The organism is Pseudomonas sp. HN11 (assembly GCF_021390155.1).
In the GTDB taxonomy this organism is placed as follows: domain Bacteria; phylum Pseudomonadota; class Gammaproteobacteria; order Pseudomonadales; family Pseudomonadaceae; genus Aquipseudomonas.
In genome coordinates, this window is the sequence record NZ_CP089985.1 from 4,520,627 (window position 1) to 4,544,695 (window position 24,069).

Below are 24,069 nucleotides of genomic sequence, written 5' to 3' on the forward strand. Positions count from 1 at the left end.
AGGAGTGAGCGTGAGTCGAAAAAACGGCGGACTACTGCCGCCTGCGGCAAGCGCCCTCCTTGAAAACGACAAAGATTGAATGTGGGAGCGGGCTTGCTCGCGAATGCGGTGGTTCAGTCACCGATGTGCTGAATGACCCATCGCATTCGCGAGCAAGCCCGCTCCCACAGTTTTAACCGCGTTGAGTCAGGTAGGTTATTTATCTGTCTTCAGAATTTCGTAATCACGCAACTTATTGGCAATGGTGGTGTGGGACACCCCCAGGCGCTTGCCCAATTGTCGGCTGCTGGGATGCTCGGCGTACAAGGCCTCCAACACCGCCTTTTCGAAGCGGCCGACGATATCTTCCAGGCCGCCCTCCAGGGAAAAGTCGCCAAGGGGCTGACGCACGCCATAATCCGGCAGGCGAATATGCTCAGCCTTGACCGTCCCGCCTTCGCACAACGACACCGCCTGGAACAGTACGTTTTCCAACTGCCGCACGTTGCCTGGCCAGTGGTAATGACTCAGGCGATCCATGGCGGCAGGCGCCAGCTTGGGCAACGGGCAGCCAATCTGCCGGCTGGCCTGGTCAAGGAAGTGATCAACCAACGGCGCCAGGCCATCAAGGCACTCGCGCAGGGGCGGGATATGCAGCGACAGTACATTTAGACGGTGGTAGAGATCCTGGCGGAATTCGCCACGGGCACACAACTCGGACAAGTCCACCTGGGTGGCGCAGATCACCCGTACATCCAGGTACACCTCTTCATCACTGCCGACGCGACGAAAGCAACCGTCCTGCAGGAAGCGTAGCAATTTCACCTGCAAGCGTGCGCTCATTTCCCCCACACCATCGAGAAACAACGTACCACCCGCAGTAAGTTCCAACAGCCCCAACTTGCCTTCGGCCCGTGCGCCTTCGAACGCGCCGGGGCCGTAGCCGAACAGCTCGGTCTCGGCCATCGACTCGGGCAAGCCCGCGCAATTGAGGGCCATCAATGGTGACTGTCCTCGCGGGCTGGCCAGGTGACAAGCGCGGGCCAGCAGTTCTTTGCCGGTGCCGGTTTCGCCTTCTATTAGTAGCGGTGCATCCAACGGTGCCATGCGCCGAGCTTCGCGGACCACCGCCGCCATGACCTTGGAGCTTTGAAAGATGCTGTCGAAGCCGCGCAGCTCTTGCTTGCGCACGTTGTAGATGCGCTCACCGACAAGGTCGGCGCGGTGCAGGGTGAGCACGGCGCCGGCCATGGCTTCGCTGTCATCGTGCTCGGAAGATTGCAGTGGCGCGATGTCCGCCAGAAATACGTCACCCTTGACCTTGACCCGCAGGCCATTGATCCGCGATTTGCTGGCGCGTACCAGTTCCGGCAAGTCGAAATCTTCGGCGTAGCGCGACAGCGGAATCCCCGGCACCTCGTCCACTCGCACACCGAGCAACTGCGCCGCCGCGCGGTTGGCGGCAACGATGGAGCCGCCCATGTCGATGGACAGCACCGGAAACTCCAAGGCACCGAGCAGCGCATTGAGCTCCATATGTCGCCGCTCACTGGGCATCAACCCGACCCGTTTGACACCGAACACCCCGGCAATCGCCTCGAACTGCGGGCGCAACGCCTGGAACTGCATGTTCACCAGGTTCGGACAAAACAGGTAGATGGCATTGCCATGCTCACCGCCCACCTCGCCCTTGGCGACGTTGACCCCGTACTCCACCAGCAGGTTGAGGATGTCCCGCAGAATGCCGATGCGGTTCTGGCAGTGCACTTTGATACGCATGAAGAGGTCCGAATAGTGGGAAGGCGCCACGTCTTTTTGTCGCTGGGCGCAGATAGTCGTCAAGATTATGTGACAGCTTTCAGGCTTTTCCCAGCCCAAGACAACGGCCAACCCCACGAACGTAACGAATACTTTACGAAAAATAGTAACTTTTCCTACGCGAAGACGTTTTAAACAGATGGAATCTAGCCGCATACGGGTTATCAATAAGTTCATCGCAGGACATAACAAGAACGAATGCCTAGCAGGAGAGCCGTATGAAGCAGACGCAGTACGTGGCCCGCGAGCCCGATGCGCAAGGTTTTATCCACTACTCGCAGGAAGAACATGCGGTGTGGAATACCCTGATCACTCGTCAGTTGAAAGTGATCGAGGGTCGCGCCTGCCAGGATTACCTGGATGGCATCGACAAGCTCGGCCTGCCCCATGACCGTATTCCGCAACTGGGTGAAATCAACCAGGTCCTGGCCCAGACCACTGGCTGGCAGGTCGCCCGCGTGCCAGCACTGATTCCCTTCCAGACCTTCTTCGAATTACTCGCCAACAAACAATTTCCGGTGGCGACGTTTATCCGTACCCGTGAAGAACTGGACTACCTGCAAGAGCCGGATATTTTCCACGAGATCTTCGGCCACTGCCCCCTGCTGACCAACCCCTGGTTCGCCGAATTCACCCACGCCTACGGCAAGCTCGGCCTCGCGGCCACCAAGGAGCAACGGGTGTACCTGGCGCGACTGTACTGGATGACCATCGAATTCGGCCTGGTGGACACACCTGAAGGTCGACGCATCTACGGTGGCGGTATTTTGTCGTCGCCCAAGGAGACGGTGTACAGCCTGTCGTCCGAGCCCGAGCACCAGGTGTTCGACCCGCTGGAAGCCATGCGCACGCCGTATCGCATCGACATCCTGCAACCGCTGTACTTCGTGCTTCCCAACCTCAAGCGCCTGTTCGAAGTGGCGCAGGAAGACATCATGGGCATGGTGGAGCGCGGGATGCAGTTGGGTTTGCATGCACCGAAGTTTCCTCCAAAACCCAAAGCTGCGTGAACCTTACATCTTGAGGCCAGGTGAGTCTGTTCCCTGGCCGCGCGTTGCTTTAGGGTGACGCGACTGATCTTCAAACATTCGAATTCAGGACACCCCCATGACCACCTTGAACCAAGCCCACTGCGAAGCCTGCCGCGCCGATGCACCACAAGTCAGCGACGAAGAACTGCCGGTACTGCTCAAGCAGATCCCCGACTGGAACATCGAAGTCCGCGACGGCGTGATGCAGCTGGAAAAGGTTTTTCTGTTCAAGAACTTCAAATTCGCCTTGGCCTTCACCAACGCCATGGGTGAAATCTCCGAAGCCGAAGGCCATCACCCAGGCCTGCTCACCGAGTGGGGCAAGGTCACCGTGACCTGGTGGAGCCATTCCATCAAAGGCCTGCACCGCAACGACTTCATCATGGCCGCACGCACCGACGAAGTGGCCAAGGACGCCGAGGGCCGCAAGTAATGCATTTCGATGCCATTGGCCGCGTGCCCGGCGACCCGATCCTCGGACTGATGGACCTGTATGCCCAGGATGCCAACCCGAACAAGTTCGACCTGGGCGTGGGCGTCTATAAGGATGACCACGGCCTGACGCCGATTCCGCACTCGGTGAAGCTGGCCGAGCAGCGACTGGTGGACACACAAACGACCAAGACCTACATCGGCGGCCATGGCAATGCCGCATTCGGCAAGCTGATCAGCGAGCTGGTGCTCGGCGCCGATTCGGCACTGCTGCGCGAGCGCCGTGCTGGCGCCACCCAGACCCCTGGCGGCACCGGCGCCCTGCGTCTGAGCGCCGACTTCATCGCGCACAACCTGCCGGGCCGTGGCGTCTGGTTGAGCAACCCGACCTGGCCGATCCACGAAACCATCTTTGCCAAGGCCGGGATCCAGGTCAGCCACTACCCCTACGTGGGTGCTGACAACCGCCTGGACGTGGCGGCGATGCTCGCCACCCTCTCCAGCGTGCCCGAGGGCGACGTGGTGCTGCTGCACGCCTGCTGCCACAATCCGACCGGTTTCGACCTGTCCCAGGATGACTGGCGCAAGGTGCTGCAGATCGTGCGCGAGCGCCAGCTGTTGCCGCTGATCGACTTCGCCTATCAGGGCTTTGGCGACGGTATGGAGCAGGACGCCTGGGCGGTTCGCCTGTTTGCGGCTGAGCTGCCGGAAGTGCTGATCACCAGTTCTTGCTCGAAGAACTTCGGCTTGTACAGCGACCGTGTCGGCGCGTTGATCGTGTGTGCGGCGAATGCCGAGAAGCTCACGGATGTGCGCAGCCAGCTTGCTGACACTGCGCGCAACCTGTGGTCGACGCCGCCGGATCATGGTGCTGCGGTGGTGGCGACCATCCTGGGTGATGCCGAGCTGAAAAAGCTGTGGAGCGACGAGGTCGAAGCCATGCGCTCGCGGATCGCACATCTGCGTTCGGGCTTGGTCGAGGCGTTGGCGCCACACGGTCTGTCGGAGCGGTTTGCGCACATCGGGGCGCAGCGTGGGATGTTTTCCTACACCGGCTTGAGTGCCGAACAGGTCAAGCAACTGCGCGCGAAGCACAGCGTGTATATGGTGAATTCGGGCCGGGCCAATGTGGCCGGCATCGATGCGACACGCCTGATAATGCTGGCTGAAGCCATTGCCGATGTCTCCAACATCTAACTGACACACCCCAATCAAACTGTGGGAGCGGGCTTGCTCGCTCCCACATGTTGACCGAGCCCGCTAGCCTGCGACCATTTCGGCTTTGAGCTGTGCCTCCTTGGCCTGCGCATCCGCCAACCGATACAGCTCGATGCTCCCATCCCAGTGCTCGATCAACGCCGTGCACGACTCCACCCAATCCCCGCAATTGAGGTAATCCACCTCGCCCACCTTGCGAATCTCCGCATGGTGGATATGCCCGCAGACCACACCATGCAGTTCGCGCTTGGTCACTTCGTGGGCGATGGCTTCTTCGAAATCGCTGATGAAGTTCACCGCCGTCTTGACCTTGTGCTTGAGGTACGCCGACAACGACCAATAGCCATAGCCATAGCGCGCACGCCAGTGATTCAGCCAGCGGTTCAGCGTGAGGGTGAACTCGTAGGCCGAGTCGCCAAGAAACGCCAGCCAGCGGTGGTAGCGGGTGATCACATCAAATTGATCGCCGTGGATCACCAGCAGATGCCGGCCATCGGCAGTCACGTGTACCGCCTCATCCACCAGTTGGATATTGCCCAGGATCAGCTTGGAATAGCGGCGCAAGAACTCGTCGTGGTTGCCGGTGACGTAGATCACCTCGGTACCGCGCTTGGCCATGGTCAGCAGGCGGCGGATCACGTTGGTGTGGGCCTGGGGCCAATACATGCCGCCGCGTAGTTTCCAGCCGTCGATGATGTCACCCACCAGGTAGACCTTATCGGCGTGGTAGCCCTTGAGAAACTGCGACAAATGTTCGGCCTGGCAATCTCGGGTGCCCAGGTGCACATCGGAGATCCACAGGGTACGAACCCGTTGCTTGCGGCTGGGCTTGGCGAACTCGGCACTGGTCATGGGCATCCCTCGACGGTGTTTTCGCGAGCTTGCGCCATAGCGATTAATAGACCATGACAACTGTGCGTCAGTCTGATGACAGCGCTCGCCGGCCGCGAAGCGTTGTAGACTAGCGACTTGCAGCCCCGGAGACCGCGATGAGCCCCACTCTCACGCTACGCCACTACCTCGAAGCGCCCCTCGCCCACAGCCATGACCATGCGCAGCTGGTGTTTGGCCTGTCCGGGCATCTGGATTTCGAAGTGGACGGCCGTGGCAGCCAAGTACGCGAAAGCAGCGTGATGGTATTGCCCTTCTGCGCCCATCACGTGTGCGACAGCCGTGATGGCAGCCGCTGCCTGGTACTGGATGTGCCCACCGAGCACTGGGTCCTGCAATCACTGGGCGAACACGCCGATGCCAGTCGCCGCCTGCTCGACCAACCTGCGCAGCTGGCATTGGACTCACGGCAAAGCCAGTTGGTGCAATGGTTGGCGCACAGCCCGGTGGATGACCCGCTGATTGTCCAGCAAGGTGCAGTGCTGTTGCTGGCCAGCCTGAATCATCCGCTGGACCAACCACTGCCGGGCCGGCGCTTACCCTACGCGGCGTTCAATGCGCATATCGAGCGTCACGTTGCGCATCCGCTGCAAGTGGCTGACCTGGCGCGTATCGCCGACCTGTCGGTGGCGCGCTTGCACGCACGCTTCATGGCGGAGCGCGGACAGACGCCGATGGACTACATCCGCAGTCGCCGGCTGCAGATGGCCTTGGACCTGCTACGCAAAACGCCGCTGCCCATTGGCGAAATTGCTGATCGCGTCGGCTATACCTCGCAAAGTGCCTTTGCGGCAGCGATGCTGCGTGAGTTTGGCGCCTCACCGGGTGCTTTGCGACGCAACGCGTAGGAAGAGTCTTGCGATAAACATCGAGAGCCAGACGACAGACGCCTGCACGGCCGACCCACTAGACTGCGCTTCTGTCACCCGCCTGACTCAAGGATAACAATGACTCCCCGCTCAGCCCTCGGCGCCCTGCACATCGGCGCATTGATGTTTGGCCTTACCGGCGTATTCGGCAAACTGGCGGCCGCCTCGCCATCTATTATCGTCTTTGGTCGCGCGGTGTTTGCCGTGATGGCCCTGACGGTATTTGCACGGTTCGCCAGCAGCACCGCCTGGAAAAAACTTGAGTGGCGCGACTGGCAACGGCTGGTGATCAGCGGCGTTTTGCTCGCGGCGCACTGGGTGACCTTCTTTATCGCGGTAAAGGTGGCCGGTGTCGCCGTTGCGACGCTGGGCTTCACCGCGTTCCCGGCTTTTACCGTGATCCTCGAAGGGTTGATTTTCCGCGAGCGCATTCGCGCCAACGAAGTGGTGCTGGTCGTGCTGGTCAGCGTCGGCCTGGTATTGGTCACACCGGACTTCAACCTCGCCAGCGAAGCCACCGGCGGGTTGCTCTGGGGAATCGCTTCGGGGCTGCTGTTCGCCTTGCTGTCACTGAACAATCGCGCCAGCTCCGGGCGCATCCCTGCGGTGCAGGCGGCGCTGTGCCAGAACGTGGTGGTCGCGGCGTGCCTGTTGCCTGTGGCGGCGCCTGGGTTGGCGCAGGTGCGGGCGATCGACTGGCTGTGGATCGGTTTGCTCGGTGTGTTCTGCACCGGCCTGGCACACAGCCTGTTTGTTGCCAGCCTCGCGGTGATCAAAGCACGCACCGCCTCGGTGGTGTTTGCCATGGAACCGGTCTATGGGATCACTGCGGCCTGGCTATTGTTTGCCGAAACTCCCACGTTGCGGATGCTGTTGGGCGGTGTGTTGATCATCGTCGCGATTGTGCTGTCGGGGTTGATGGGCGGTGCCAGCCAGGCGAAACAGCCTACTGCGACGGCTTGATCTACACTTTAAAACATCCGCAACAGTCTGCAGTCGTTCAACGGATAACTGACAGCTCGACGACAGCCTGGGTGTGTTCTGAAGTTGCTGCAAGCGAGTGGTCAAAACCTCAACGCGATGCAGGAGCTTTACTATGGAAATGCTCATCAGTTTGTTGGTGCAGATAATCAGCGGGGCCGTGGGCGGCAATATCGCCGGCATGACCAAACAGAGCCTTGGAACAGGGCTTAACACATTGATCGGTGGTGTCGGCGGACTGGTGCTGGGCCAGGTTGCCTTGGCACTCACGGGCACCGCGGGCGGCGAGGCGCTGGATGTGGCGGCAGTCGGCAGCAACATTGTCGGCGGCGGCATCGGCGGGCTGCTGCTGACCTGGCTGATTGGCTTCATCAAGCAAAAAATGGCCGCCAAATAATTCGACCCTGCACAGTCACCGCCTGCCTACGGCGGTGACGTCTACTGCGTCCGCTCGTTGTGCCCCAGGTCACGCTGCGGATCGATCTGGTCACGCACACGCTGCTTGAGCACCTTGGCTTCAGGGAAGCCACCATCGGCCTTGCGCTCCCAGATCTGCACGCCATCGCAGGTAATGCTGAACGCACCACCGGTAGCCGGCACCAGCGACACTTTCCCCAGGTCATCGGCGAACGTACTTAACAATTCCTGCGCCAGCCACGCGGCGCGCAATAGCCACTGGCACTGGGTGCAATAGGTGATAATGATCTCGGGCTGGATCGAAGACATAATTTGAGAGGCTCCAGGCGTAACGGGCTTGGCGGATCGAGTGGCTATAATACCGGCCTTTATCGCCCAGCCTCGAGATTCATGATGCGCCGCCTGCTGTCCTGCCTGTTTCTGTGCCTACTTCCTCTTGTTGCCGACGCCGTCGAACCGCCACGCCCGAAAATCGGCCTGGTGCTGTCCGGCGGCGCCGCCCGTGGGCTGGCCCATATCGGCGTGCTCAAGGCGCTGGAAGAGCAAGGCATCCAGATCGATGCGATTGCCGGCACCAGCATGGGCGCGGTGATCGGTGGGCTGTACGCGTCAGGGTACAAGATCGACGAGCTGGAAAAACTGGCGCTCAATATCGATTGGCAACAGGCCCTGTCCGACGCGCCGCCTCGGGAAGATGTGCCGTTCCGGCGCAAGCAGGATGATCGGGATTTTCTGGTCAAACAGAAACTCAGCTTTCGTGACGATGGCAGCCTGGGCCTGCCACTGGGTGTAATCCAGGGTCAGAACCTGGCGTTGCTGCTGGAAAGCATGTTCGCCCACAGCAGCAACACGCGTAACTTCGACAAGCTGCCCATCCCCTTTCGCGCGGTGGCGACCGATATCACCACCGGCGAGAAAGTGGTATTCCGAAAGGGTCATCTGCCCCAGGTGATCCGCGCCAGCATGTCGATCCCGGCGGTCTTCGCGCCGGTTGAACTGGATGGCCGACTGCTGGTGGACGGCGGCATGACCGATAACATCCCGCTGGATGTGGCGCGGGAAATGGGCGTGGATATCGCCATTGTCGTCGACATCGGCACCCCGTTGCGTTCGCGCAAGCAACTGGCGACGGTGGTGGACGTGCTCAACCAGTCGATCACCCTGATGACCCGGCGCAACTCCGAAGAGCAGCTCAAAGACCTGCACCCCAAGGACGTGCTGATCCAGCCCCCCCTCGCCGCCTACGGCGTGACCGATTTCGGCCGCGCCAAAGACATGATCGAGGCCGGTTATCGCGCCACCCGCGCCCTCGACGCGCGCCTCGCCCACCTGCGCCCCGCCGAGCCGGTCGACCCGCAACTGGTGGCGGCCCGCACTCCGGGCGAACGCACGCCAGTGATCACGGCCATCAATGTGGAAAACGATTCGAAAGTCAGCGACGACGTGATCCGCTACTACATCCGCCAACCCCTGGGCGAGCCACTGAACCTGGGTCGCCTGCAATCGGACATGGGCACCTTGTACGGCCTGGATTACTTCGAACAGGTGCAATACCGCGTGGTGAAAAAGGGCCAGGACAACACCCTGGTGATCAGCGCGCGCGGCAAACGCAGCGGCACCGACTACCTGCGCCTCGGCCTGAACCTGTCAGATGACATGCGTGGCGACAGCGCCTTCAACCTCGGCGCCAGCTACCGCATGAACGGTATCAACCGCCTCGGCGCCGAATGGCTGACGCGTGTGCAGATCGGGGATCGCCAAGAGCTCTACAGCGAGTTCTACCAGCCCATGGACACCGGCTCGCGTTACTTCGTCGCGCCTTATATCAGCGCCCAGGCACAGAATGTCGAGCTGATACTGGACAATGACCCCATCTCCGAATATCGCCTGGAACGCTACGGTTTCGGCTTGAACGTAGGGCGGCAGATCGGCAACAGCGGCGAAATCCGCTTCGGTGTCGGCGAAGCCTGGGGCAAGGCGGATGTGCGCATCGGCGACCGGGATTTGCCCAGCGTGAGTTTCAGCGAAGGCTTCTACGAGCTGAAGTACTCCTTCGACTCCCTGGACAACGTGTACTTCCCCCACACCGGCGAAGACATTGGCCTGGCCTACCGCGAATTCGAGCCAGGGCTAGGCTCGGACCAGCGCTATCGCCAATGGGAGTTCAAACTCGACAAAGCCATGAGCCACGGCCCGGACACCCTGGTACTGGGTGGTCGCTACGGGCGTACCCTGGATGATTCGGACGTGGTGATTTCCAGCTTCCTGCTGGGCGGCGCGCGGCAGCTGTCGGGCTTTCGCCAGGACGCAATCTCGGGCCAGAACATAAGCCTGATACGGGCGGTGTACTACCGCAGGCTTACACCGCGTTCGTACCTGCCGCTGGATTTCCCGCTGTACCTGGGCGCGTCACTGGAACGTGGCCGGGCGTGGAACAACGACAATGAATTCGACAGTGGGTATATCAACGCGGCGAGTATTTTCCTGGGGTTCGATACACCATTGGGGCCGCTGAACTTCAGTTATGGGTTCAATGATGACAACCAGAAGGCGGTGTACCTGAACCTGGGGCAGACGTTCTGAAAGGCCGAACACGAAACCCTATGTGAGAGGTGGCTTGTCGCATCGCCGCGGTGAAGCTGACATACCGAGGTGGCTGCATCGCAGGCAGGCCAGCTCCCACAACAATTTGATCTGCCGCGGACTTAGAGATCAGGACTTTTCCAGATTCGACAGAATGTGTGCATGCACGCGCATGCACACACTCAAATCAGCTTCATCCACTCCCACAAACAGCTCATGCCGCAGGGCGGTGGCGATGGTTTCAATCTGTTCGATCAACGGCCGGGCGGTATCACACAACAGGATACGCTTGGCACGACGGTCTTCCACCACGGCCTGGCGTTGCACCAAACCCTGGCCTTCAAGGCTGTCAAGCAGGCGGGCGAGCGTCGGCCCTTCGACGCCAACGCTTTGCGCCAGCTCCCGCTGGGTGGGGGCTTCTTCGAAACGAGCCAGGTGCAACAGCACCAGCCAGCGCGCCTGGGACAGGCCAAGCCCGGCCAGACGACGGTCCAGCTCGGCGCGCCAACCACGGGACATTTGCGCCAGCTGCATGCCAAATCGGTGTTGATCGGTTAACGGCATAAAAAACTCTTGTTTTAGACTGAAAATAAAGTGTGGCTAATTATTAGTCAGCTAAGCATGAGCTTTGCCAGTAGGCAAGAGTTGCTATGTACTGATTCGTTACATTGTCGTAATTGACGCACTAAATTTCGAATTCAGACTGCAAAGCGGCCCGCACACAGTACAAAACGCCTTCTGGGACACGACCGGTAAACAGCGGGGCAACATCTGTCACAGGTGGCAATTCGCCCTCCCCGTCGAGGAACGCATCCTGGATTTCGCCGAGCAGATCCTCTGGCAAATCAAGAGCCTGCTCTAACGACAACTGCTGCTTGCCGATGGATTCGGCGAGCAAGGTGTAGACGTTTTTCTCCGAGCATTGCAGCTGACCGGCGATCTGAATCGGGGTCATGCCGGCACGTGCCAGGCTGATCAATTCGTGGCGGATATCGGCGACTTCCTTCGGCGCTTCGGCCTGGCCGCCGAGCACTTCGAGGAAGGCCTGGCCGTAACGCTCCAGCTTGCGTGCACCCACACCGCTGACCCGCGCCATCTCGGCCATGCTGGTCGGTTGTTCGCGCAGCATTTCCAGCAAAGTGGAGTCGGGGAAAATAACGTACGGCGGCACGCTGTGTTCCTGTGCCAGTTTGCGCCGCAGGGTGCGCAAGGCTTCCCACTGCTCGCGCTCTTCGCCACGCACCAGTTGGCTGGCTTGGCTGGTGCTGCTCTTGGCGGTGGTCTGCGGCTTGAGGTCGCGGCGCAGTTGCAGGCTCACTTCGCCCTTGAGCAACGGCCGGCAGCTGTCATTCAAGCGCAGCCCGCCATAGCCCTCGATGTCGATATCCACCAGGCCGCGCGCAACCATCTGCCGGAACAGTGAGCGCCACTCGCCCTCTGCGCGGGCCTTACCGACGCCGTAGACGGAGAGTTTCTCGTGACCAAAGCTGCGGACTTTCTCGTTGTCCTTGCCCAGCAACACATCCACCAAGTGACCGACGCCATAACGCTGGCCAGTACGGTAGATGGCGGACAATCCTTGGCGCGCCGGCTCGGTGGCGTCCCAGGTCTGCACGCCGTCCACGCAGTTGTCACAATGGCCGCAAGGCTCGGGCATGTCTTCGTCGAAATACGCCAGCAAGGTCTGGCGACGGCAACGGGTCTCCTCACACAGCGAGAGCATTGCGTCGAGCTTGTGCTGCTCCAGGCGCTTGTGACGCTCGTCGCCTTCGGAATTCTGCAGCATCTGCTTGAGCATCACCACATCTTGCAGGCCGTAGACCATCCACGCATCCGCCGGCAGGCCATCACGGCCGGCGCGACCGGTTTCCTGATAGTACGCCTCGAGGGATTTGGGCAGGTCCATATGCGCGACGAAGCGTACGTTGGATTTATCGATACCCATGCCGAACGCAATGGTGGCTACCATGATCAAACCTTCCTCGTTGAGGAAGCGTTTTTGGTGAGCCGAGCGCGTTTCGTTGGGCAGACCGGCGTGATACGGCAGTGCCGGGTAGCCTTGCTCGCAGAGGAACGCGGCCACTTCATCGACCTTCTTGCGCGACAGGCAATAAACAATGCCCGCATCGCTGCGCCGTTCGGAAAGGAACGCGAGCAACTGCTTGCGCGGCTGCTCCTTGGGCACGATGCGGTAGAAAATATTCGGCCGGTCGAAGCTCGACAGGAAGCGCTCGGCATTCTGCAGATGCAGACGCTCGACGATTTCTTCGCGGGTACGTTTGTCGGCAGTCGCCGTCAGGGCGATGCGCGGCACATCGGGGAACAGCTCAGCCAATTGGCCGAGCTGCAAATATTCACGACGGAAATCGTGACCCCATTGCGATACGCAATGGGCTTCATCGATGGCGAACAGGGCGATTTCCAGGCTCTGCAAAAAGGCCAGCATCCGCGGCTGTACCAGTCGCTCGGGGGCGAGGTAGAGCATTTTCACCTCACCGCGCTTGATGCGCGCAGCCAAGTCACGCTGCTGCTCGGCGCTGAGGGTGGAGTTCAGGGAAGCAGCAGCGACGCCCAGCTCCTCCAGGGTCGCGACCTGATCGTCCATCAGCGCGATCAGTGGCGACACCACCACGGCCAAGCCATTGCGCAACAATGCCGGGACCTGGAAGCACAACGACTTGCCGCCGCCGGTAGGCATCAAGACCAGTGCATCACCGCCACTGGCCACGCGCTCAATGATCGCACCCTGGCGGCCACGAAAACTGTCGTAGCCGAAGATGTCCTTGAGGACGCGTTGAGCCTGCTCGAGCATGTAAAACTCCAAAATAGTGCCGAAATCCCTCTGTACAGGCTGGCCGAAAAAATGCGCTTTCACGGGAAATAATCCGTAAGCGAAATTTTCGCGGACTGGTGCTTGGCCTGCAAGGGCATCACAAAACGCGGCAGTATACCCGAGCGCTACCCGGCAAAGGGCGCCACTGACGAACAGCGAACGCTATCTAAAACCTGGCAAATATGCAGTGTGGCTGGCCTGGACGCTCAAGAAAGCCTAGAATTCAGCATCGTTTATTCCCAAGGTAGTCCTTCAATGTCCTTCGCTGAGCAACTAACCCGCCTGCAAGCCTTCCTCGACGCCGATGAGCTGCATGACGAGGCGCTGGACTACGTGGCCGCCCACGGCTACCTGACCGCCCTGTCGATCTGCTCCGAAGTCGTTCCCGACCGTGAATGGATCGACGCACTGTTCGCCGAAGAGCCGCATTACACTGACGCCGCTCAACGCGAAGAAATCGAATCCACCCTGCTGGCCCTCAAGGCCCACATCGGACGCCAACTGGCCTCCGACGAGGAATTCGAGCTTCCATGCGAGCTGGACCTGGGCGAAGAGCCGGACGACTCCGACCTGCGCGGCTGGTGCATCGGTTTCATGGAAGGCGTGTTCCTGCGTGAAGCGGCCTGGTTCGAAACCGCCGAGGAAGAGGTCAGCGAAATGCTGCTGCCGATCATGGTCGGTTCGGGCCTGTTCGACGACCAGCCGGAGTTCGCCGACATCGCCGCCGACGCCAACCTGATGGATGACATGATCGTCCAGATCCCGGAAGCCCTGACCGCGCTGTACCTGCTGTGCAACGCTCCTGACGAAAAACCGGCGATCCTCAAGCCACGTCACCACTGAGTCGCTTGCCCGTGACACCCATGGGCAATCGTTCACTGCTCCTGCGCTACCTGCTGCTGGCCATCGGCTGGCTCAGTGTGGCGTTGGGGGTGATCGGCATTTTCCTACCGGTATTGCCGACTACGCCCTTCCTACTCCTCGCTGCCGCGTGCTTCGCCCGAAGCTCCCCGCGTTTCTACCATTGGCTGGTGCAACACCCGCGCCTGGGCCCGTGGATCCGTGATTACCTGGACGGCAATGGCATTCCCCTCAAAGGCAAGGTCTACGCCATCGGCTTGATGTGGCTGAGTATCGGCCTGTCCTGTTACTTGGTGCCACTGCCGTGGGCGCGTGGCTTCATGCTGACCAGCGCCGCGCTGGTGACGATCTACATCCTGCGCCAGAAAACCCTGCCGCCGCGCTGAACGTCCCTGCGACATTCGATCCCACACGACCTTGGTCGACACTGACTAACCCCAAGCATCATGCGAGACTGTCCAACCGGGCCTGGAATGCCCGGGTGTTCTTATGCTCGGAGTTACCATGACGCTGTCCAGCGGGCTGATTGCCGCCGTTGCCCTGGCCTATATGGCCATTATGTTTGCCATCGCCTTTTATGGTGACCGCCGTCGTGCGCCATTGCCGCCGCGTATGCGTGCCTGGGTGTACAGCCTGTCGCTGGCCGTTTATTGCACCAGTTGGACCTTCTTCGGCGCTGTAGGCCAGGCCGCCGAACAATTGTGGGCGTTTTTACCGATCTACCTGGGACCGGTGCTGTTGCTGGTGTTGGCACCGTGGGTGCTTCAGAAGATGATTCTGATCAGCAAGCAGGAAAACATCACCTCCATCGCCGACTTTATTGCCGCACGCTACGGAAAGTCCCAATCGCTGGCCGTGGTGGTCGCGCTGATCTGCCTGGTCGGCGTACTGCCCTATATCGCCCTGCAACTCAAAGGCATCGTGCTGGGGGTCAACCTGCTGATCGGCGCAGGCGCCGACACTACCGGCACCCGCGCCCAGGACACCGCGCTGATCGTGTCACTGGTACTGGCGCTGTTCACCATCGTATTTGGTACGCGCAATCTGGACGCCACGGAGCACCACCGTGGCATGGTGCTGGCGATTGCGTTTGAATCGCTGGTCAAGCTGTTCGCCTTTCTCGCGGTTGGCGCATTTGTGACCTACGGCCTGTACGACGGTTTCGGTGACCTGTTCAGCCAAGCCATGCTCGCCCCTCGCCTGGACGAATACTGGAAGGAGACCGTCAACTGGCCGTCAATGGTGGTGCAGACCGGCGTGGCCATGATGGCGATTATCTGCCTGCCTCGGCAGTTCCATGTCACGGTGGTAGAGAACATCGACCCGCAGGACCTGCGCCTGGCCAAATGGGTGTTTCCCGCCTATCTGATTCTGGCCGCGCTGTTTGTAGTACCCATCGCCTTGGGCGGCAAGATGATGCTGCCCGGCTCGGTACTGCCGGACTCCTACGTGATCAGCCTGCCGATGGCCGAAGCCCACCCTGCGCTCGCGGTACTCGCCTTTATCGGCGGCGCGTCGGCCGCCACCGGCATGGTGATCGTGGCGAGCATTGCCTTGTCGACCATGGTCTCCAACGACATGTTGCTGCCCTGGCTGTTGCGTCGTTCCAGCGCCGAGCGGCCGTTCGAAGTGTTCCGCCACTGGATGCTGTCGGTACGCCGCGTGAGCATCGTCATCATTCTATTGCTGGCCTACGTCAGCTATCGACTGCTCGGCTCTACCGCGAGCCTGGCGACCATCGGCCAGATCGCCTTTGCAGCGGTAACCCAGTTGGCGCCGGCGATGCTTGGAGCGCTGTATTGGAAACAGGCGAACAGGCGCGGCGTATTCGCCGGGCTGGCTGCGGGTACTTTCTTGTGGTTCTACACCTTGGTCCTACCCGTGACGGCGAAAAGCCTGGGGTGGTCGCTCAGCCTCTTCCCAGGGCTGACGTGGATGCATTCGCACCCGCTGGGCTTGTCCGTCACCTCACTGACCCTGGGCACCGTGTTCTCACTGGCGGGTAACTTCACGCTGTTTGTGTGGGTCTCGATGCTCTCGCGTACGCGCGTGTCAGAACACTGGCAAGCCGGGCGCTTTGTCGGCCAGGAGATCAGCCAGCGCGCCAATGCCCGATCGATGTTGTCGGTGCAGATCAGTGACTTGCTCAGCCTGGCTGCGCGCTTCGTGGGCGAGGAACGGGCCCAGCAAAGCTTTATCCGCTTCGCTTATCGCCAAGGCAAGGGCTTCAACCCCAACCAGAATGCCGACAACGATTGGATCGCTCACACCGAGCGATTACTGGCCGGCGTACTCGGGGCATCTTCTACACGTGCTGTCGTAAAAGCCGCCATCGAAGGGCGGGAAATGCAGTTGGAGGACGTAGTACGCATCGCCGACGAAGCGTCGGAAGTGCTGCAGTTCAATCGCGCGTTGCTGCAAGGCGCCATCGAGAACATCACCCAGGGCATCAGCGTGGTCGACCAGTCCCTCAAGCTGGTGGCCTGGAACCGGCGTTACCTGGAGCTGTTCAATTACCCGGACGGGCTGATCAGCGTGGGCCGCCCTATTGCCGACATCATTCGCTACAACGCCGAACGCGGGCTGTGCGGGCCGGGCGAAGCTGAAGTGCATGTGGCGCGCCGCCTGCACTGGATGCGCCAGGGCCGTGCGCACACCTCCGAACGTTTATTCCCCAATGGACGGGTGATCGAGCTGATCGGCAACCCGATGCCTGGCGGCGGTTTCGTCATGAGCTTCACCGACATTACCGCGTTCCGCGAAGCCGAGCAGGCACTCACCGAGGCCAACGAAGGCCTGGAACAGCGGGTGATCGAGCGTACCCATGAACTGTCGCAGCTCAACGTGGCGCTCACCGATGCCAAGGGCGTAGCCGAGTCCGCCAGCCAATCGAAGACACGCTTCCTGGCGGCGGTCAGTCACGACTTGATGCAACCGCTGAACGCCGCACGCCTGTTCTCCGCTGCCCTCTCCCACCAGAACGACGGCCTCTCCAGCGAAGCCCGGCAATTGGTGCAGCACCTGGACAGCTCGCTGCGTTCCGCCGAAGACCTGATCAGCGACTTGTTGGATATCTCGCGCCTGGAAAACGGCAAGATCAACCCACAGCGTCAGCCCTTTTTCATCAATGAGCTGTTCGACACCCTGGGCGCGGAGTTCAAGGCGCTGGCCCAGGAGCAAGGCCTGCGCTTCCGCCTGCGTGGCAGTCGTTTACGCGTGGACAGCGACATCAAATTGCTACGGCGAATCCTGCAGAATTTTCTCACCAACGCTTTCCGTTATGCCGACGGCCCGGTGCTGCTTGGCGTACGCCGACGCAAGGGCGAACTGTGCCTTGAAGTGTGGGACCGTGGCCCCGGCATTCCACTGGATAAACAGAAGGTGATCTTCGAGGAATTCAAGCGCTTGGACAGCCACCAGACCCGCGCGGAGAAAGGCCTGGGGCTCGGCCTGGCGATCGCCGACGGCCTGTGCCGCGTGCTGGGCCACCGTCTTAGCGTGCGCTCGTGGCCGGGCAAGGGCAGCGTGTTCAGTGTGCGCGTGCCGTTGGCGCGTAATCAGACGACCTCGCAGGTCCAGAAACCGCAGGAAACCGGGCTACCGCTGAGCGGTGCGCAGGTGCTGTGCGTGGATAATGAAGAGAGCATCCTGATCGGCATGCGCAGCCTGTTGACGCGCTGGGGCTGCGAAGTGTGGACCGCCACCGACCAGGCGCAGTGCGCGGCGTTGCTGGCCGAGGGCGTGCGCCCGCAGCTGGCCCTGGTGGATTACCACCTGGACCATGGCGAAACCGGTACCGAATTAATGGGTTGGCTGCGCGCGCAATTGGCCGAGCCGATCCCCGGCGTAGTGATCAGCGCTGACGGCCGCCCTGAGATGGTGGCCGAAGTGCATGCAGCGGGGTTGGATTACCTGGCCAAGCCAGTGAAGCCGGCAGCGTTGCGGGCGTTGTTAAGCCGACACCTTCCCTTGTAACGCGGTTATTCCGGTAGGTGCGCGACACCCTCTGAATCCGTCATCGCCCGCTCCAGTAAATCAGCCGGCAGGCTTTTGCTCGCCCGCGCACCGAGCAACTTCAATTGCTCGGTGCGACTGACAAGATTCCCGCGTCCATCTGTCAGCTTGTTTCGCGCCGCGCTGTAAGCCTTGTCCAACTGCTGCAAGCGATTACCCACTTCATCCAGGTCCTGGATAAACAGCACGAACTTGTCGTACAGCCAACCGGCGCGCTCGGCGATTTCCCGTGCGTTCTGACTCTGGCGTTCCTGTTTCCATAGGCTGTCGATGACTCGCAGCGTGGCGAGCAAGGTGGTCGGGCTGACGATAACGATATGGCGGTCGAACGCTTCCTGAAACAGGTTGGGTTCGGCCTGCAACGCGGCGGAAAACGCGGCCTCTATAGGCACGAACAACAACACGAAATCCAGGCTGTGCAGGCCCTCCAGGCGTTTATAATCCTTGCCGGCCAAGCCTTTGACGTGATTGCGCAGCGACAGCACGTGCTGCTTCAGTGCGGCTTGGCCAATCACTTCATCCTCCGCCGCCACGTATTGTTGATACGCGGTGAGGCTGACCTTGGAATCCACCACCACCTGCTTGTCGCCGGGCAACATGATCAGCACGTCCGGCTGGAACCGCTCGCCGTCCGGGCCCTTGAGACTGACTTGGGTCTGGTATTCACGCCCCTTCTCAAGCCCCGCATGCTCCAGCACCCGCTCAAGGATCAACTCTCCCCAGTTGCCCTGGGTTTTCTGACCCTTGAGCGCACGGGTGAGGTTGGTGGCCTCGTCTGACAGGCGCAGGTTCAGTTGCTGTAGACGTTCAAGCTCCTTGGCCAGGGAAAAGCGCTCGCGCGCCTCGTTCTGATAACTTTCCTCCACGCGTTTTTCGAAGGACTGGATACGTTCCTTCAACGGGTCGAGCAACTGGCCCAGGCGTTCCTGGCTGGTTTCGGCGAAGCGCTGTTCGCGCTCATCGAAAATCTTGCCGGCCAACTCGGCGAACTGCGCGCGCAGCTCATCCCGTGAGCCTTGCAGGTCGGTGAGACGTTGTTGATGACTGTCCTGCTGTTCCCGCAGTTCGGCGCGCAAGGCGGCCGACAATGCATCGAGGCGACGCAGTTCGCTCTCTTTGGCGCTGCGGTCCAGGTTCCACGCATGGGCGGCGTCGCGGGCGTTATCGCGGTCAATCTGCAGCAGTTCGACTTCACGGCGTACGGCGGCCAAGTCAGCCTGTTTAGCGGCGTTGGCCTGGCTAAGGTCGCTGATTTCATCGCGGCTGGCATCCAGCTGCGCGGCAAGGCCTTCCTGGGCCAGTTGCGCGGTGGCCAGGCGTTCTTCGAGCAACTCCCAGCCGGTCATGCGTGCAGTCAGCCGTCGCTGAAGTCGCCAACACACGGCCAATAAAGGCACGGCAGCGCCAGCGACGCCGAGGGCAATACTGGGCCAGTCAAAAGCCATAGATATGTCTGCCATCACCGAAAAAAAACAAGGTTAGCGGAGCGCAGGGCCTGAGGACAGCTCAGTCTTCGACCTGGCCCAGTTCACGCTGGGCGCGGCGATCACCGGCGCGGGCCGCCAGGCGCAGCAGATCATGGCCGATGCGTCGGTCGCGGGCGTTCCCGCACTCACGGCACATGAGTTGGCCCAGACGGCTTTGTGCGGCAACTACGCCGTCACGAGCCGGCTGCTTGAGCAAACGCCCGGCAAAATGTTTGACGTTGGTGTTGTGACCCAGGCGCGGGTTGTCGAGCAACCACAAGGCAACTCTCAGTGAAAAGCACTTGGGGGCGGTAACAGTTTGAGGGGTATCGGTAACAGAAGGTGATACTGAGCGAAACTTCATAAAGCACTGAGGGACAGAACGGAAGGCGCGCCACTCTACTCTTTTTTTCGTACAGGTAAAGCTGAAAAAACTCTATACGCCCGTTCTAGAGCAAGCGCTCGGGACAATCCACAGAAGCTGTGGATAACTCAGTGGACAACCCCCCTTGAACTGGCGCAAAGCCGCATGGAATGGGGGCCGCAGTCAAACTGACGATTTTTTCACCAATAAAAAAAAGCCAGATTTTTCATTGACTTAAATTTCCATTACAGGCAAATGGCACACCGAAGGCGCAGTTGACAGTACGGTTACACACGCCGCAACTAATGTGCACAACTACTCTCCAACGGTTATATCGCCGGCTTTTTTTGAAGCTACACGTAGCAAAAATGTTACTGCCGAGGCAAATCAGGGACTTTTCAAATCTTTCCCGGCTGGCCACACTCCTCCACCTACAACGCGACGGTGGGTGGCTCGATGAAAGGAATTCTGTTGTTCGCCGTGTTGCTACTGGCTGTCTGCGCCATTTCCCTGGGAATCAATGCGGCACTGCCGTCTCCGGATGGAGCGCTGTTCGCCATCGCGATCCTGCTGTCGGCGGCGTTCACTGCTGTCAGCTTGTGCATCGAACTCGGCGATGGCCGGATCAATGACATGGGTGATGTAATGAAGGTGGTCGAGAACGGCCAATCCCTGCGCCTGACACTCGCCGCCTACGGGCTGGGCTGTTCGCTGGCTGCGGCAACCACCGTGCTGGTCTATCGGGGCCTGCTGGGCGGCTGATGGATTTTTTTTGGCTACACACTTCCCTTACCCGATTCAATCCGTTACTATCCGCGGCGTTAGTACCAAGCTGAAAGTCAATTCTGGTCGAACAACTCCCATGTACAACACGGGATCGACCACCTCGATGGTTTCCAGGTATCACTTGCGACGACACTGCCTTTGAACAAGCAAAGGGTGCCGCGAAGTTTCCATACTCTGACCGAACCAACCTGCAAATTGATCAGGATCTTCACCCCGGGCCCAGAACCTTTGCCCCTGTTGTGTTGCCTGCCCTCCTAAGTACCTACCTGCCAGCCCAAGCGCGCCTAACTTATCAGCGCTTCAAACTGGCTGCTTTGTTCCAGTCGGGTTCTTCGTTTGATCAATGGTGATCAACGTTACTGGAACGTTTTAATACGGCACGGTTCTTATCTGTGTCATTTGTAGGAACACCAATAATTATGAACGCTCAAATCCATACTCAGGATGCCATTCGCACCCTCACCAACGCTTTTGCTCCAATGAACTGCCTGATCATGGCCGCTCGCAAAGGCTGCTTCAGCTTCACCCTGGTCAACGAACACGGCATCGCTCGTCACAGCGAACGCCTGTACCCCGATCAATACTCCAGCGCAGAACCGCTGCAGGCCGTGATCGAGCGTACCCGTCAGGCACTGACTGCCTGATCGACCTGAGTCGCTGAAACACAAAAACCCTGTTTAAAAAGCAGGGTTTTTTATTGTCCGGAATTTGCCTACTGAGCTTTTGTACTAAGTTCAAATAGATATAAACGTTATAACTAAATGAAGAAGATGTTTTAAAAACAGTCCTTTACATCACAAATATGACACTACACTTCAACTCAAGCGGCATGATCCGCTTCCGGCGAGCCTGAGATCCGATCCACTGCTGCCAAGCCCCCTACCTTCTCAGGCTTCGTCGACCACTTTCACGGATTGAGGCTTGTATGGGTATCGCTGCCAGTGAATTGTGTCGTTATGTGATCCGGCCGACCTTGATGTACCTCGGCCGCCATAACCTGACGGCCGAGTCCCTGCTGCTGGGCATTGCCGCCAGCCAGTCGGAGCTCGGTTCCGCGCTGCACGACCGCCGCGGGCATGGCCTGTACAGCATCACCGAACCGCGCCACCGCGCCTTGTGGGATGACTACCTGGCGCTGGATCCCGAACGTGCCAGCCTGGTACGCGGGCTCGCCAGCCAGCATGCGTTCCTCAGCGCTCCGCAACTGGAGCTCACCGTCAACCTGCGTTACGCCACGGCCATTGCCTGGCTTTTGGTGGAACAACACACCCCCGCACTGCCTCCGCCCGGTGATGTGCTGGCCATGGCGCGTATCTGGAAAGAAATTTTTCACCCACAAGGACGGCTGCGCGATTTCACTCAAGCCTGGCAAACCTGTGTTTCACCCATGAATCACGTGATTTGCTGACCGGGCAATTTGCAAGATTCGTCAAAAAACCGGAATTTTGGTCGGATTGTCCTACAAAAATGCTCTATCTCCTGCATTACAGCCTATAGCGCGATCTTAAATTTATTGTTACTTTCCGCAGCGGTGATCACCACGGAGTTCTAATAATGAAAAAAGTAATGCTCAAGACCACACTTAGCCTCGCCGTTGCCATGGCATCCTCCCACCTGTTTGCAAGCGGTTTCGCACTGAACGAACAGAGCGTCAGCGGGATGGGTACGGGTTTCGCAGGTCGCTCTTCTTCTGCCGATGATGCAAGCACTGTTTACGGTAACCCTGCCGGTATGGCTCGCCTGAATGGCCAGCAGATCACAGGTGGTGTTGCTGCCATTGATGCCTCGACCGATATCAGCAACACCGGCGGGAACTCTCGTGGCTCCAACAAAGGTGACATGGTGCCGTTCACTGCGGTGCCATTTGGCTTCTACACCAACAAACTCAATGACCAGTGGGCCATCGGCTTCGGTGTGTATGCACCGTTTGGCCTGGTGACCGACTATGAAAGCGGCTTCCAGGGCCGTGGCTTCGGCAGCAAGAGCGAAGTGAAGGTCATGACTTTCCAGCCAACTGTCAGCTATGCCTTCAACGACCGCGTGTCCATCGGTTTTGGTCCGACTATCAACCGGATCTCCGGTGTGCTGGAATCGGACAAGACCCTTAACCCTGCCGTCAGCGATACCAACGTCAAAATCAAGGGCGATGATACGGCACTGGGCTTCAATGTCGGTGTATTGGTCCAGGCGACTGATACAACACGTGTTGGCCTGACCTACCACTCCAAGGTCAAGTACAAGTTGGACGGCCATACCACCGTCAGCGGCCCCGCCGCCACTCAACCTTTCCTGCGTAACAACCGTTACGACGCATCGCTGAAAATCGATACGCCAGAGTCCTACGACTTGTCGGTCACACAAGACCTGACTGACGCCTGGAAACTGTATGGGGGTGCTACCTGGACGCGCTGGAGTCGCCTGAAAGAGATCACTGTCAACAACAAAGGTGTGACCGGGGCAGGTGGTTTATTGGCACCGACCCAGCTCAGCGCGATCACCGAAGAACAGAATTGGCACGACACCTGGGCCTACGCAGTGGGTACTTCTTATCAGTTGACCAAACAAGTGGTGCTGCGTACCGGATTGACCTTCGACCAGTCACCCACCAACAACACCAATCGTTCGCCGCGGATTCCTACAGGCGACCGTACGATCTTCAGTGTGGGCTTGGGTTACAAAGTCATGGATAACATGACAATTGACCTGGCTTACTCGTACCTGAAGGAAGAGGACGTCAAGGTCAACCAGACCGCTGCCGCTCCTTCAACCGCCAGCTACCGCGCCAAGTATGAAAACAGTGCCAACGGCTTCGGCCTGGGCATGACCTACACCTTCTGATCCAGATCGGTGTAAAAAAAGCCCCGCTCTCCAGCAAAGGAAGCGGGGCTTTTTAATGGCTGATTATCAAGGCTTGGACGCTATCGCTTCCTCCACCGCCTTGATCATGTCCGGGCTGTCCGGTTTCGTGAGGCTGGAAAAATTGGCAATCACCTTGCCCTGCCGATCGACCACGTACTTGTAGAAATTCCACTTTGGCGGCGCGTCGGTTTGCTTGGCTAACACCTTGAACAGCTGCACCGCATCCGGCCCCTTGACCTTCTGTGGCTCGGTCATGGTGAAGGTCACGCCGTAGTTGACGTAGCAGACCTTGGCGGTTTCTTCGCCGGTCTTGGCTTCCTGCTTGAAGTCATCCGATGGCACGCCGATCACTTCCAGCCCTTCGCCCTTGTAGCGTTGATACAAGGCTTCGAGACCTTTGAACTGTGGAGCGAACCCGCAGAAGCTGGCGGTGTTGACGATCACCAAGGGCTTGCCAGCAAAGCGCTGGCACAGGTCGATGGATTCCTTGGCGCGCAGCTTGGGCAATTGACCTTCCAGCAGCGGCGGGCAACTGGCAGCCAGCGCAGCACTGCCAATAGCCATCAGGACGGGTACAGTGAGCCACCGCATCTGCATGTCGTGTGTCCTTGAAAGTAGTCAAAGCACGAACTTAACAGATCGACATACCCAGTTGCATCAACGCCAG

Annotated in this window: 22 protein-coding genes; 14 read left to right on the plus strand and 8 right to left on the minus strand. The window is 59.6% G+C overall.

The window, feature by feature from the left end; all coding sequences use genetic code 11:
• Positions 1 to 195 precede the first annotated feature (195 nt).
• Complete coding sequence (locus LVW35_RS20550; RefSeq protein WP_233891795.1) at positions 196 to 1,758, minus strand: sigma-54-dependent transcriptional regulator; 1,563 nt, start codon at positions 1,756 to 1,758, stop codon at positions 196 to 198.
• A gap of 257 nt (positions 1,759 to 2,015) precedes the next feature.
• Between LVW35_RS20550 and phhA the strand changes: the two genes are divergently transcribed.
• The 3 genes from phhA to LVW35_RS20565 all read left to right on the plus strand — a co-directional run bounded on the left by phhA (position 2,016) and on the right by LVW35_RS20565 (position 4,457).
• A complete protein-coding gene (phhA, locus tag LVW35_RS20555) occupies positions 2,016 to 2,807 on the plus strand; it encodes a phenylalanine 4-monooxygenase (protein WP_233891796.1) in 792 nt (263 codons plus the stop codon).
• 97 nt (positions 2,808 to 2,904) lie between these two features.
• Positions 2,905 to 3,261: a 4a-hydroxytetrahydrobiopterin dehydratase gene (locus LVW35_RS20560; protein ID WP_010208721.1), complete on the plus strand. Its 357-nt coding sequence runs from the start codon at positions 2,905 to 2,907 to the stop codon at positions 3,259 to 3,261.
• The gene (locus tag LVW35_RS20565; protein WP_233891797.1) at positions 3,261 to 4,457 is read left to right on the plus strand and encodes an amino acid aminotransferase; all 1,197 of its coding nucleotides are present in this window, start codon (positions 3,261 to 3,263) and stop codon (positions 4,455 to 4,457) included. The genes LVW35_RS20560 and LVW35_RS20565 overlap by 1 nt, the downstream gene beginning before the upstream one ends.
• Before the next feature lie 63 nt (positions 4,458 to 4,520).
• Here the strand turns inward: LVW35_RS20565 and LVW35_RS20570 are convergent, their stop codons facing one another.
• Complete coding sequence (locus LVW35_RS20570) at positions 4,521 to 5,330, minus strand: UDP-2,3-diacylglucosamine diphosphatase (protein WP_068937101.1); 810 nt, start codon at positions 5,328 to 5,330, stop codon at positions 4,521 to 4,523.
• Positions 5,331 to 5,467: 137 nt separating this feature from the next.
• Here LVW35_RS20570 and LVW35_RS20575 point away from each other — a divergent pair, with 137 nt between their 5' ends.
• The 3 genes from LVW35_RS20575 to LVW35_RS20585 all read left to right on the plus strand — a co-directional run bounded on the left by LVW35_RS20575 (position 5,468) and on the right by LVW35_RS20585 (position 7,616).
• A complete protein-coding gene (locus LVW35_RS20575; RefSeq protein ID WP_233891798.1) occupies positions 5,468 to 6,217 on the plus strand; it encodes a helix-turn-helix transcriptional regulator in 750 nt (249 codons plus the stop codon).
• A gap of 99 nt (positions 6,218 to 6,316) precedes the next feature.
• Complete coding sequence (locus LVW35_RS20580) at positions 6,317 to 7,201, plus strand: DMT family transporter (RefSeq protein ID WP_233891799.1); 885 nt, start codon at positions 6,317 to 6,319, stop codon at positions 7,199 to 7,201.
• Positions 7,202 to 7,334: 133 nt separating this feature from the next.
• Positions 7,335 to 7,616 (plus strand): hypothetical protein, encoded by a 282-nt coding sequence (locus LVW35_RS20585; protein ID WP_233891800.1) that lies wholly within the window; start codon positions 7,335 to 7,337, stop codon positions 7,614 to 7,616.
• 41 nt (positions 7,617 to 7,657) lie between these two features.
• Here the strand turns inward: LVW35_RS20585 and LVW35_RS20590 are convergent, their stop codons facing one another.
• Positions 7,658 to 7,945 carry a SelT/SelW/SelH family protein gene (locus tag LVW35_RS20590; RefSeq protein ID WP_233891801.1) on the minus strand — a complete coding sequence of 96 codons (288 nt, stop codon included), beginning with the start codon at positions 7,943 to 7,945 and terminating at the stop codon, positions 7,658 to 7,660.
• Between the two features lie 84 nt (positions 7,946 to 8,029).
• Here LVW35_RS20590 and LVW35_RS20595 point away from each other — a divergent pair, with 84 nt between their 5' ends.
• Positions 8,030 to 10,219, plus strand: a complete 2,190-nt coding sequence (locus LVW35_RS20595) for a patatin-like phospholipase family protein (protein ID WP_233896525.1) — start codon at positions 8,030 to 8,032, stop codon at positions 10,217 to 10,219.
• A 129-nt stretch (positions 10,220 to 10,348) separates the two neighbouring features.
• Here LVW35_RS20595 and LVW35_RS20600 read toward each other — a convergent pair whose 3' ends face one another.
• Complete coding sequence (locus LVW35_RS20600; protein ID WP_010208708.1) at positions 10,349 to 10,783, minus strand: MarR family transcriptional regulator; 435 nt, start codon at positions 10,781 to 10,783, stop codon at positions 10,349 to 10,351.
• A gap of 121 nt (positions 10,784 to 10,904) precedes the next feature.
• Positions 10,905 to 13,031 carry a DNA helicase RecQ gene (gene recQ / locus LVW35_RS20605; protein WP_233891802.1) on the minus strand — a complete coding sequence of 709 codons (2,127 nt, stop codon included), beginning with the start codon at positions 13,029 to 13,031 and terminating at the stop codon, positions 10,905 to 10,907.
• Between the two features lie 276 nt (positions 13,032 to 13,307).
• On the opposite strand from recQ, the gene LVW35_RS20610 reads away from it, so the two are divergent.
• The 3 genes from LVW35_RS20610 (at position 13,308) to LVW35_RS20620 (ending at position 17,888) form a co-directional block, all read left to right on the plus strand.
• Positions 13,308 to 13,895: a UPF0149 family protein gene (locus LVW35_RS20610; protein ID WP_010208706.1), complete on the plus strand. Its 588-nt coding sequence runs from the start codon at positions 13,308 to 13,310 to the stop codon at positions 13,893 to 13,895.
• Positions 13,896 to 13,915: 20 nt separating this feature from the next.
• Positions 13,916 to 14,299 carry a YbaN family protein gene (locus LVW35_RS20615; RefSeq protein WP_233891803.1) on the plus strand — a complete coding sequence of 128 codons (384 nt, stop codon included), beginning with the start codon at positions 13,916 to 13,918 and terminating at the stop codon, positions 14,297 to 14,299.
• 118 nt (positions 14,300 to 14,417) lie between these two features.
• The gene (locus LVW35_RS20620) at positions 14,418 to 17,888 is read left to right on the plus strand and encodes a hybrid sensor histidine kinase/response regulator (RefSeq protein WP_233891804.1); all 3,471 of its coding nucleotides are present in this window, start codon (positions 14,418 to 14,420) and stop codon (positions 17,886 to 17,888) included.
• A gap of 5 nt (positions 17,889 to 17,893) precedes the next feature.
• Here LVW35_RS20620 and rmuC read toward each other — a convergent pair whose 3' ends face one another.
• Positions 17,894 to 19,258, minus strand: a complete 1,365-nt coding sequence (gene rmuC / locus LVW35_RS20625) for a DNA recombination protein RmuC (protein ID WP_233896526.1) — start codon at positions 19,256 to 19,258, stop codon at positions 17,894 to 17,896.
• 175 nt (positions 19,259 to 19,433) lie between these two features.
• Positions 19,434 to 19,757 (minus strand): sel1 repeat family protein, encoded by a 324-nt coding sequence (locus LVW35_RS20630; protein ID WP_233891805.1) that lies wholly within the window; start codon positions 19,755 to 19,757, stop codon positions 19,434 to 19,436.
• 456 nt (positions 19,758 to 20,213) lie between these two features.
• Between LVW35_RS20630 and LVW35_RS20635 the strand changes: the two genes are divergently transcribed.
• From LVW35_RS20635 to LVW35_RS20650, 4 genes are all read left to right on the plus strand, one after another.
• The gene (locus LVW35_RS20635) at positions 20,214 to 20,519 is read left to right on the plus strand and encodes a hypothetical protein (protein WP_233891806.1); all 306 of its coding nucleotides are present in this window, start codon (positions 20,214 to 20,216) and stop codon (positions 20,517 to 20,519) included.
• A gap of 443 nt (positions 20,520 to 20,962) precedes the next feature.
• On the plus strand, positions 20,963 to 21,187 hold the full coding sequence (locus LVW35_RS20640; protein WP_005790139.1) for a hypothetical protein: 225 nt from the start codon (positions 20,963 to 20,965) through the stop codon (positions 21,185 to 21,187).
• A 281-nt stretch (positions 21,188 to 21,468) separates the two neighbouring features.
• A complete protein-coding gene (locus LVW35_RS20645) occupies positions 21,469 to 21,951 on the plus strand; it encodes a hypothetical protein (protein ID WP_233891807.1) in 483 nt (160 codons plus the stop codon).
• Between the two features lie 146 nt (positions 21,952 to 22,097).
• Complete coding sequence (locus LVW35_RS20650) at positions 22,098 to 23,381, plus strand: OmpP1/FadL family transporter (protein WP_233891808.1); 1,284 nt, start codon at positions 22,098 to 22,100, stop codon at positions 23,379 to 23,381.
• A gap of 66 nt (positions 23,382 to 23,447) precedes the next feature.
• Here LVW35_RS20650 and LVW35_RS20655 read toward each other — a convergent pair whose 3' ends face one another.
• On the minus strand, positions 23,448 to 23,999 hold the full coding sequence (locus tag LVW35_RS20655) for a glutathione peroxidase (RefSeq protein WP_233891809.1): 552 nt from the start codon (positions 23,997 to 23,999) through the stop codon (positions 23,448 to 23,450).
• Positions 24,000 to 24,069 lie beyond the last annotated feature (70 nt).

Excerpts from the sequence above, each read along its gene's own strand:
- LVW35_RS20580 (WP_233891799.1), top strand. The coding sequence starts at position 6,317 with ATGACTCCCCGCTCAGCCCTCGGCGCCCTGCACATCGGCGCATTGATG.
- LVW35_RS20575 (WP_233891798.1), top strand. The coding sequence starts at position 5,468 with ATGAGCCCCACTCTCACGCTACGCCACTACCTCGAAGCGCCCCTCGCC.
- LVW35_RS20590 (WP_233891801.1), bottom strand. The coding sequence starts at position 7,945 with ATGTCTTCGATCCAGCCCGAGATCATTATCACCTATTGCACCCAGTGC.
- LVW35_RS20615 (WP_233891803.1), top strand. The coding sequence starts at position 13,916 with ATGGGCAATCGTTCACTGCTCCTGCGCTACCTGCTGCTGGCCATCGGC.
- LVW35_RS20560 (WP_010208721.1), top strand. The coding sequence starts at position 2,905 with ATGACCACCTTGAACCAAGCCCACTGCGAAGCCTGCCGCGCCGATGCA.
- LVW35_RS20595 (WP_233896525.1), top strand. The coding sequence starts at position 8,030 with ATGCGCCGCCTGCTGTCCTGCCTGTTTCTGTGCCTACTTCCTCTTGTT.
- LVW35_RS20600 (WP_010208708.1), bottom strand. The coding sequence starts at position 10,783 with ATGCCGTTAACCGATCAACACCGATTTGGCATGCAGCTGGCGCAAATG.
- LVW35_RS20635 (WP_233891806.1), top strand. The coding sequence starts at position 20,214 with ATGAAAGGAATTCTGTTGTTCGCCGTGTTGCTACTGGCTGTCTGCGCC.
- LVW35_RS20645 (WP_233891807.1), top strand. The coding sequence starts at position 21,469 with ATGGGTATCGCTGCCAGTGAATTGTGTCGTTATGTGATCCGGCCGACC.
- LVW35_RS20650 (WP_233891808.1), top strand. The coding sequence starts at position 22,098 with ATGAAAAAAGTAATGCTCAAGACCACACTTAGCCTCGCCGTTGCCATG.
- LVW35_RS20610 (WP_010208706.1), top strand. The coding sequence starts at position 13,308 with ATGTCCTTCGCTGAGCAACTAACCCGCCTGCAAGCCTTCCTCGACGCC.
- phhA (WP_233891796.1), top strand. The coding sequence starts at position 2,016 with ATGAAGCAGACGCAGTACGTGGCCCGCGAGCCCGATGCGCAAGGTTTT.
- recQ (WP_233891802.1), bottom strand. The coding sequence starts at position 13,031 with ATGCTCGAGCAGGCTCAACGCGTCCTCAAGGACATCTTCGGCTACGAC.
- LVW35_RS20565 (WP_233891797.1), top strand. The coding sequence starts at position 3,261 with ATGCATTTCGATGCCATTGGCCGCGTGCCCGGCGACCCGATCCTCGGA.
- LVW35_RS20620 (WP_233891804.1), top strand. The coding sequence starts at position 14,418 with ATGACGCTGTCCAGCGGGCTGATTGCCGCCGTTGCCCTGGCCTATATG.
- LVW35_RS20570 (WP_068937101.1), bottom strand. The coding sequence starts at position 5,330 with ATGACCAGTGCCGAGTTCGCCAAGCCCAGCCGCAAGCAACGGGTTCGT.
- LVW35_RS20585 (WP_233891800.1), top strand. The coding sequence starts at position 7,335 with ATGGAAATGCTCATCAGTTTGTTGGTGCAGATAATCAGCGGGGCCGTG.
- LVW35_RS20550 (WP_233891795.1), bottom strand. The coding sequence starts at position 1,758 with ATGCGTATCAAAGTGCACTGCCAGAACCGCATCGGCATTCTGCGGGAC.
- LVW35_RS20640 (WP_005790139.1), top strand. The coding sequence starts at position 20,963 with ATGAACGCTCAAATCCATACTCAGGATGCCATTCGCACCCTCACCAAC.
- LVW35_RS20655 (WP_233891809.1), bottom strand. The coding sequence starts at position 23,999 with ATGCAGATGCGGTGGCTCACTGTACCCGTCCTGATGGCTATTGGCAGT.
- LVW35_RS20630 (WP_233891805.1), bottom strand. The coding sequence starts at position 19,757 with ATGAAGTTTCGCTCAGTATCACCTTCTGTTACCGATACCCCTCAAACT.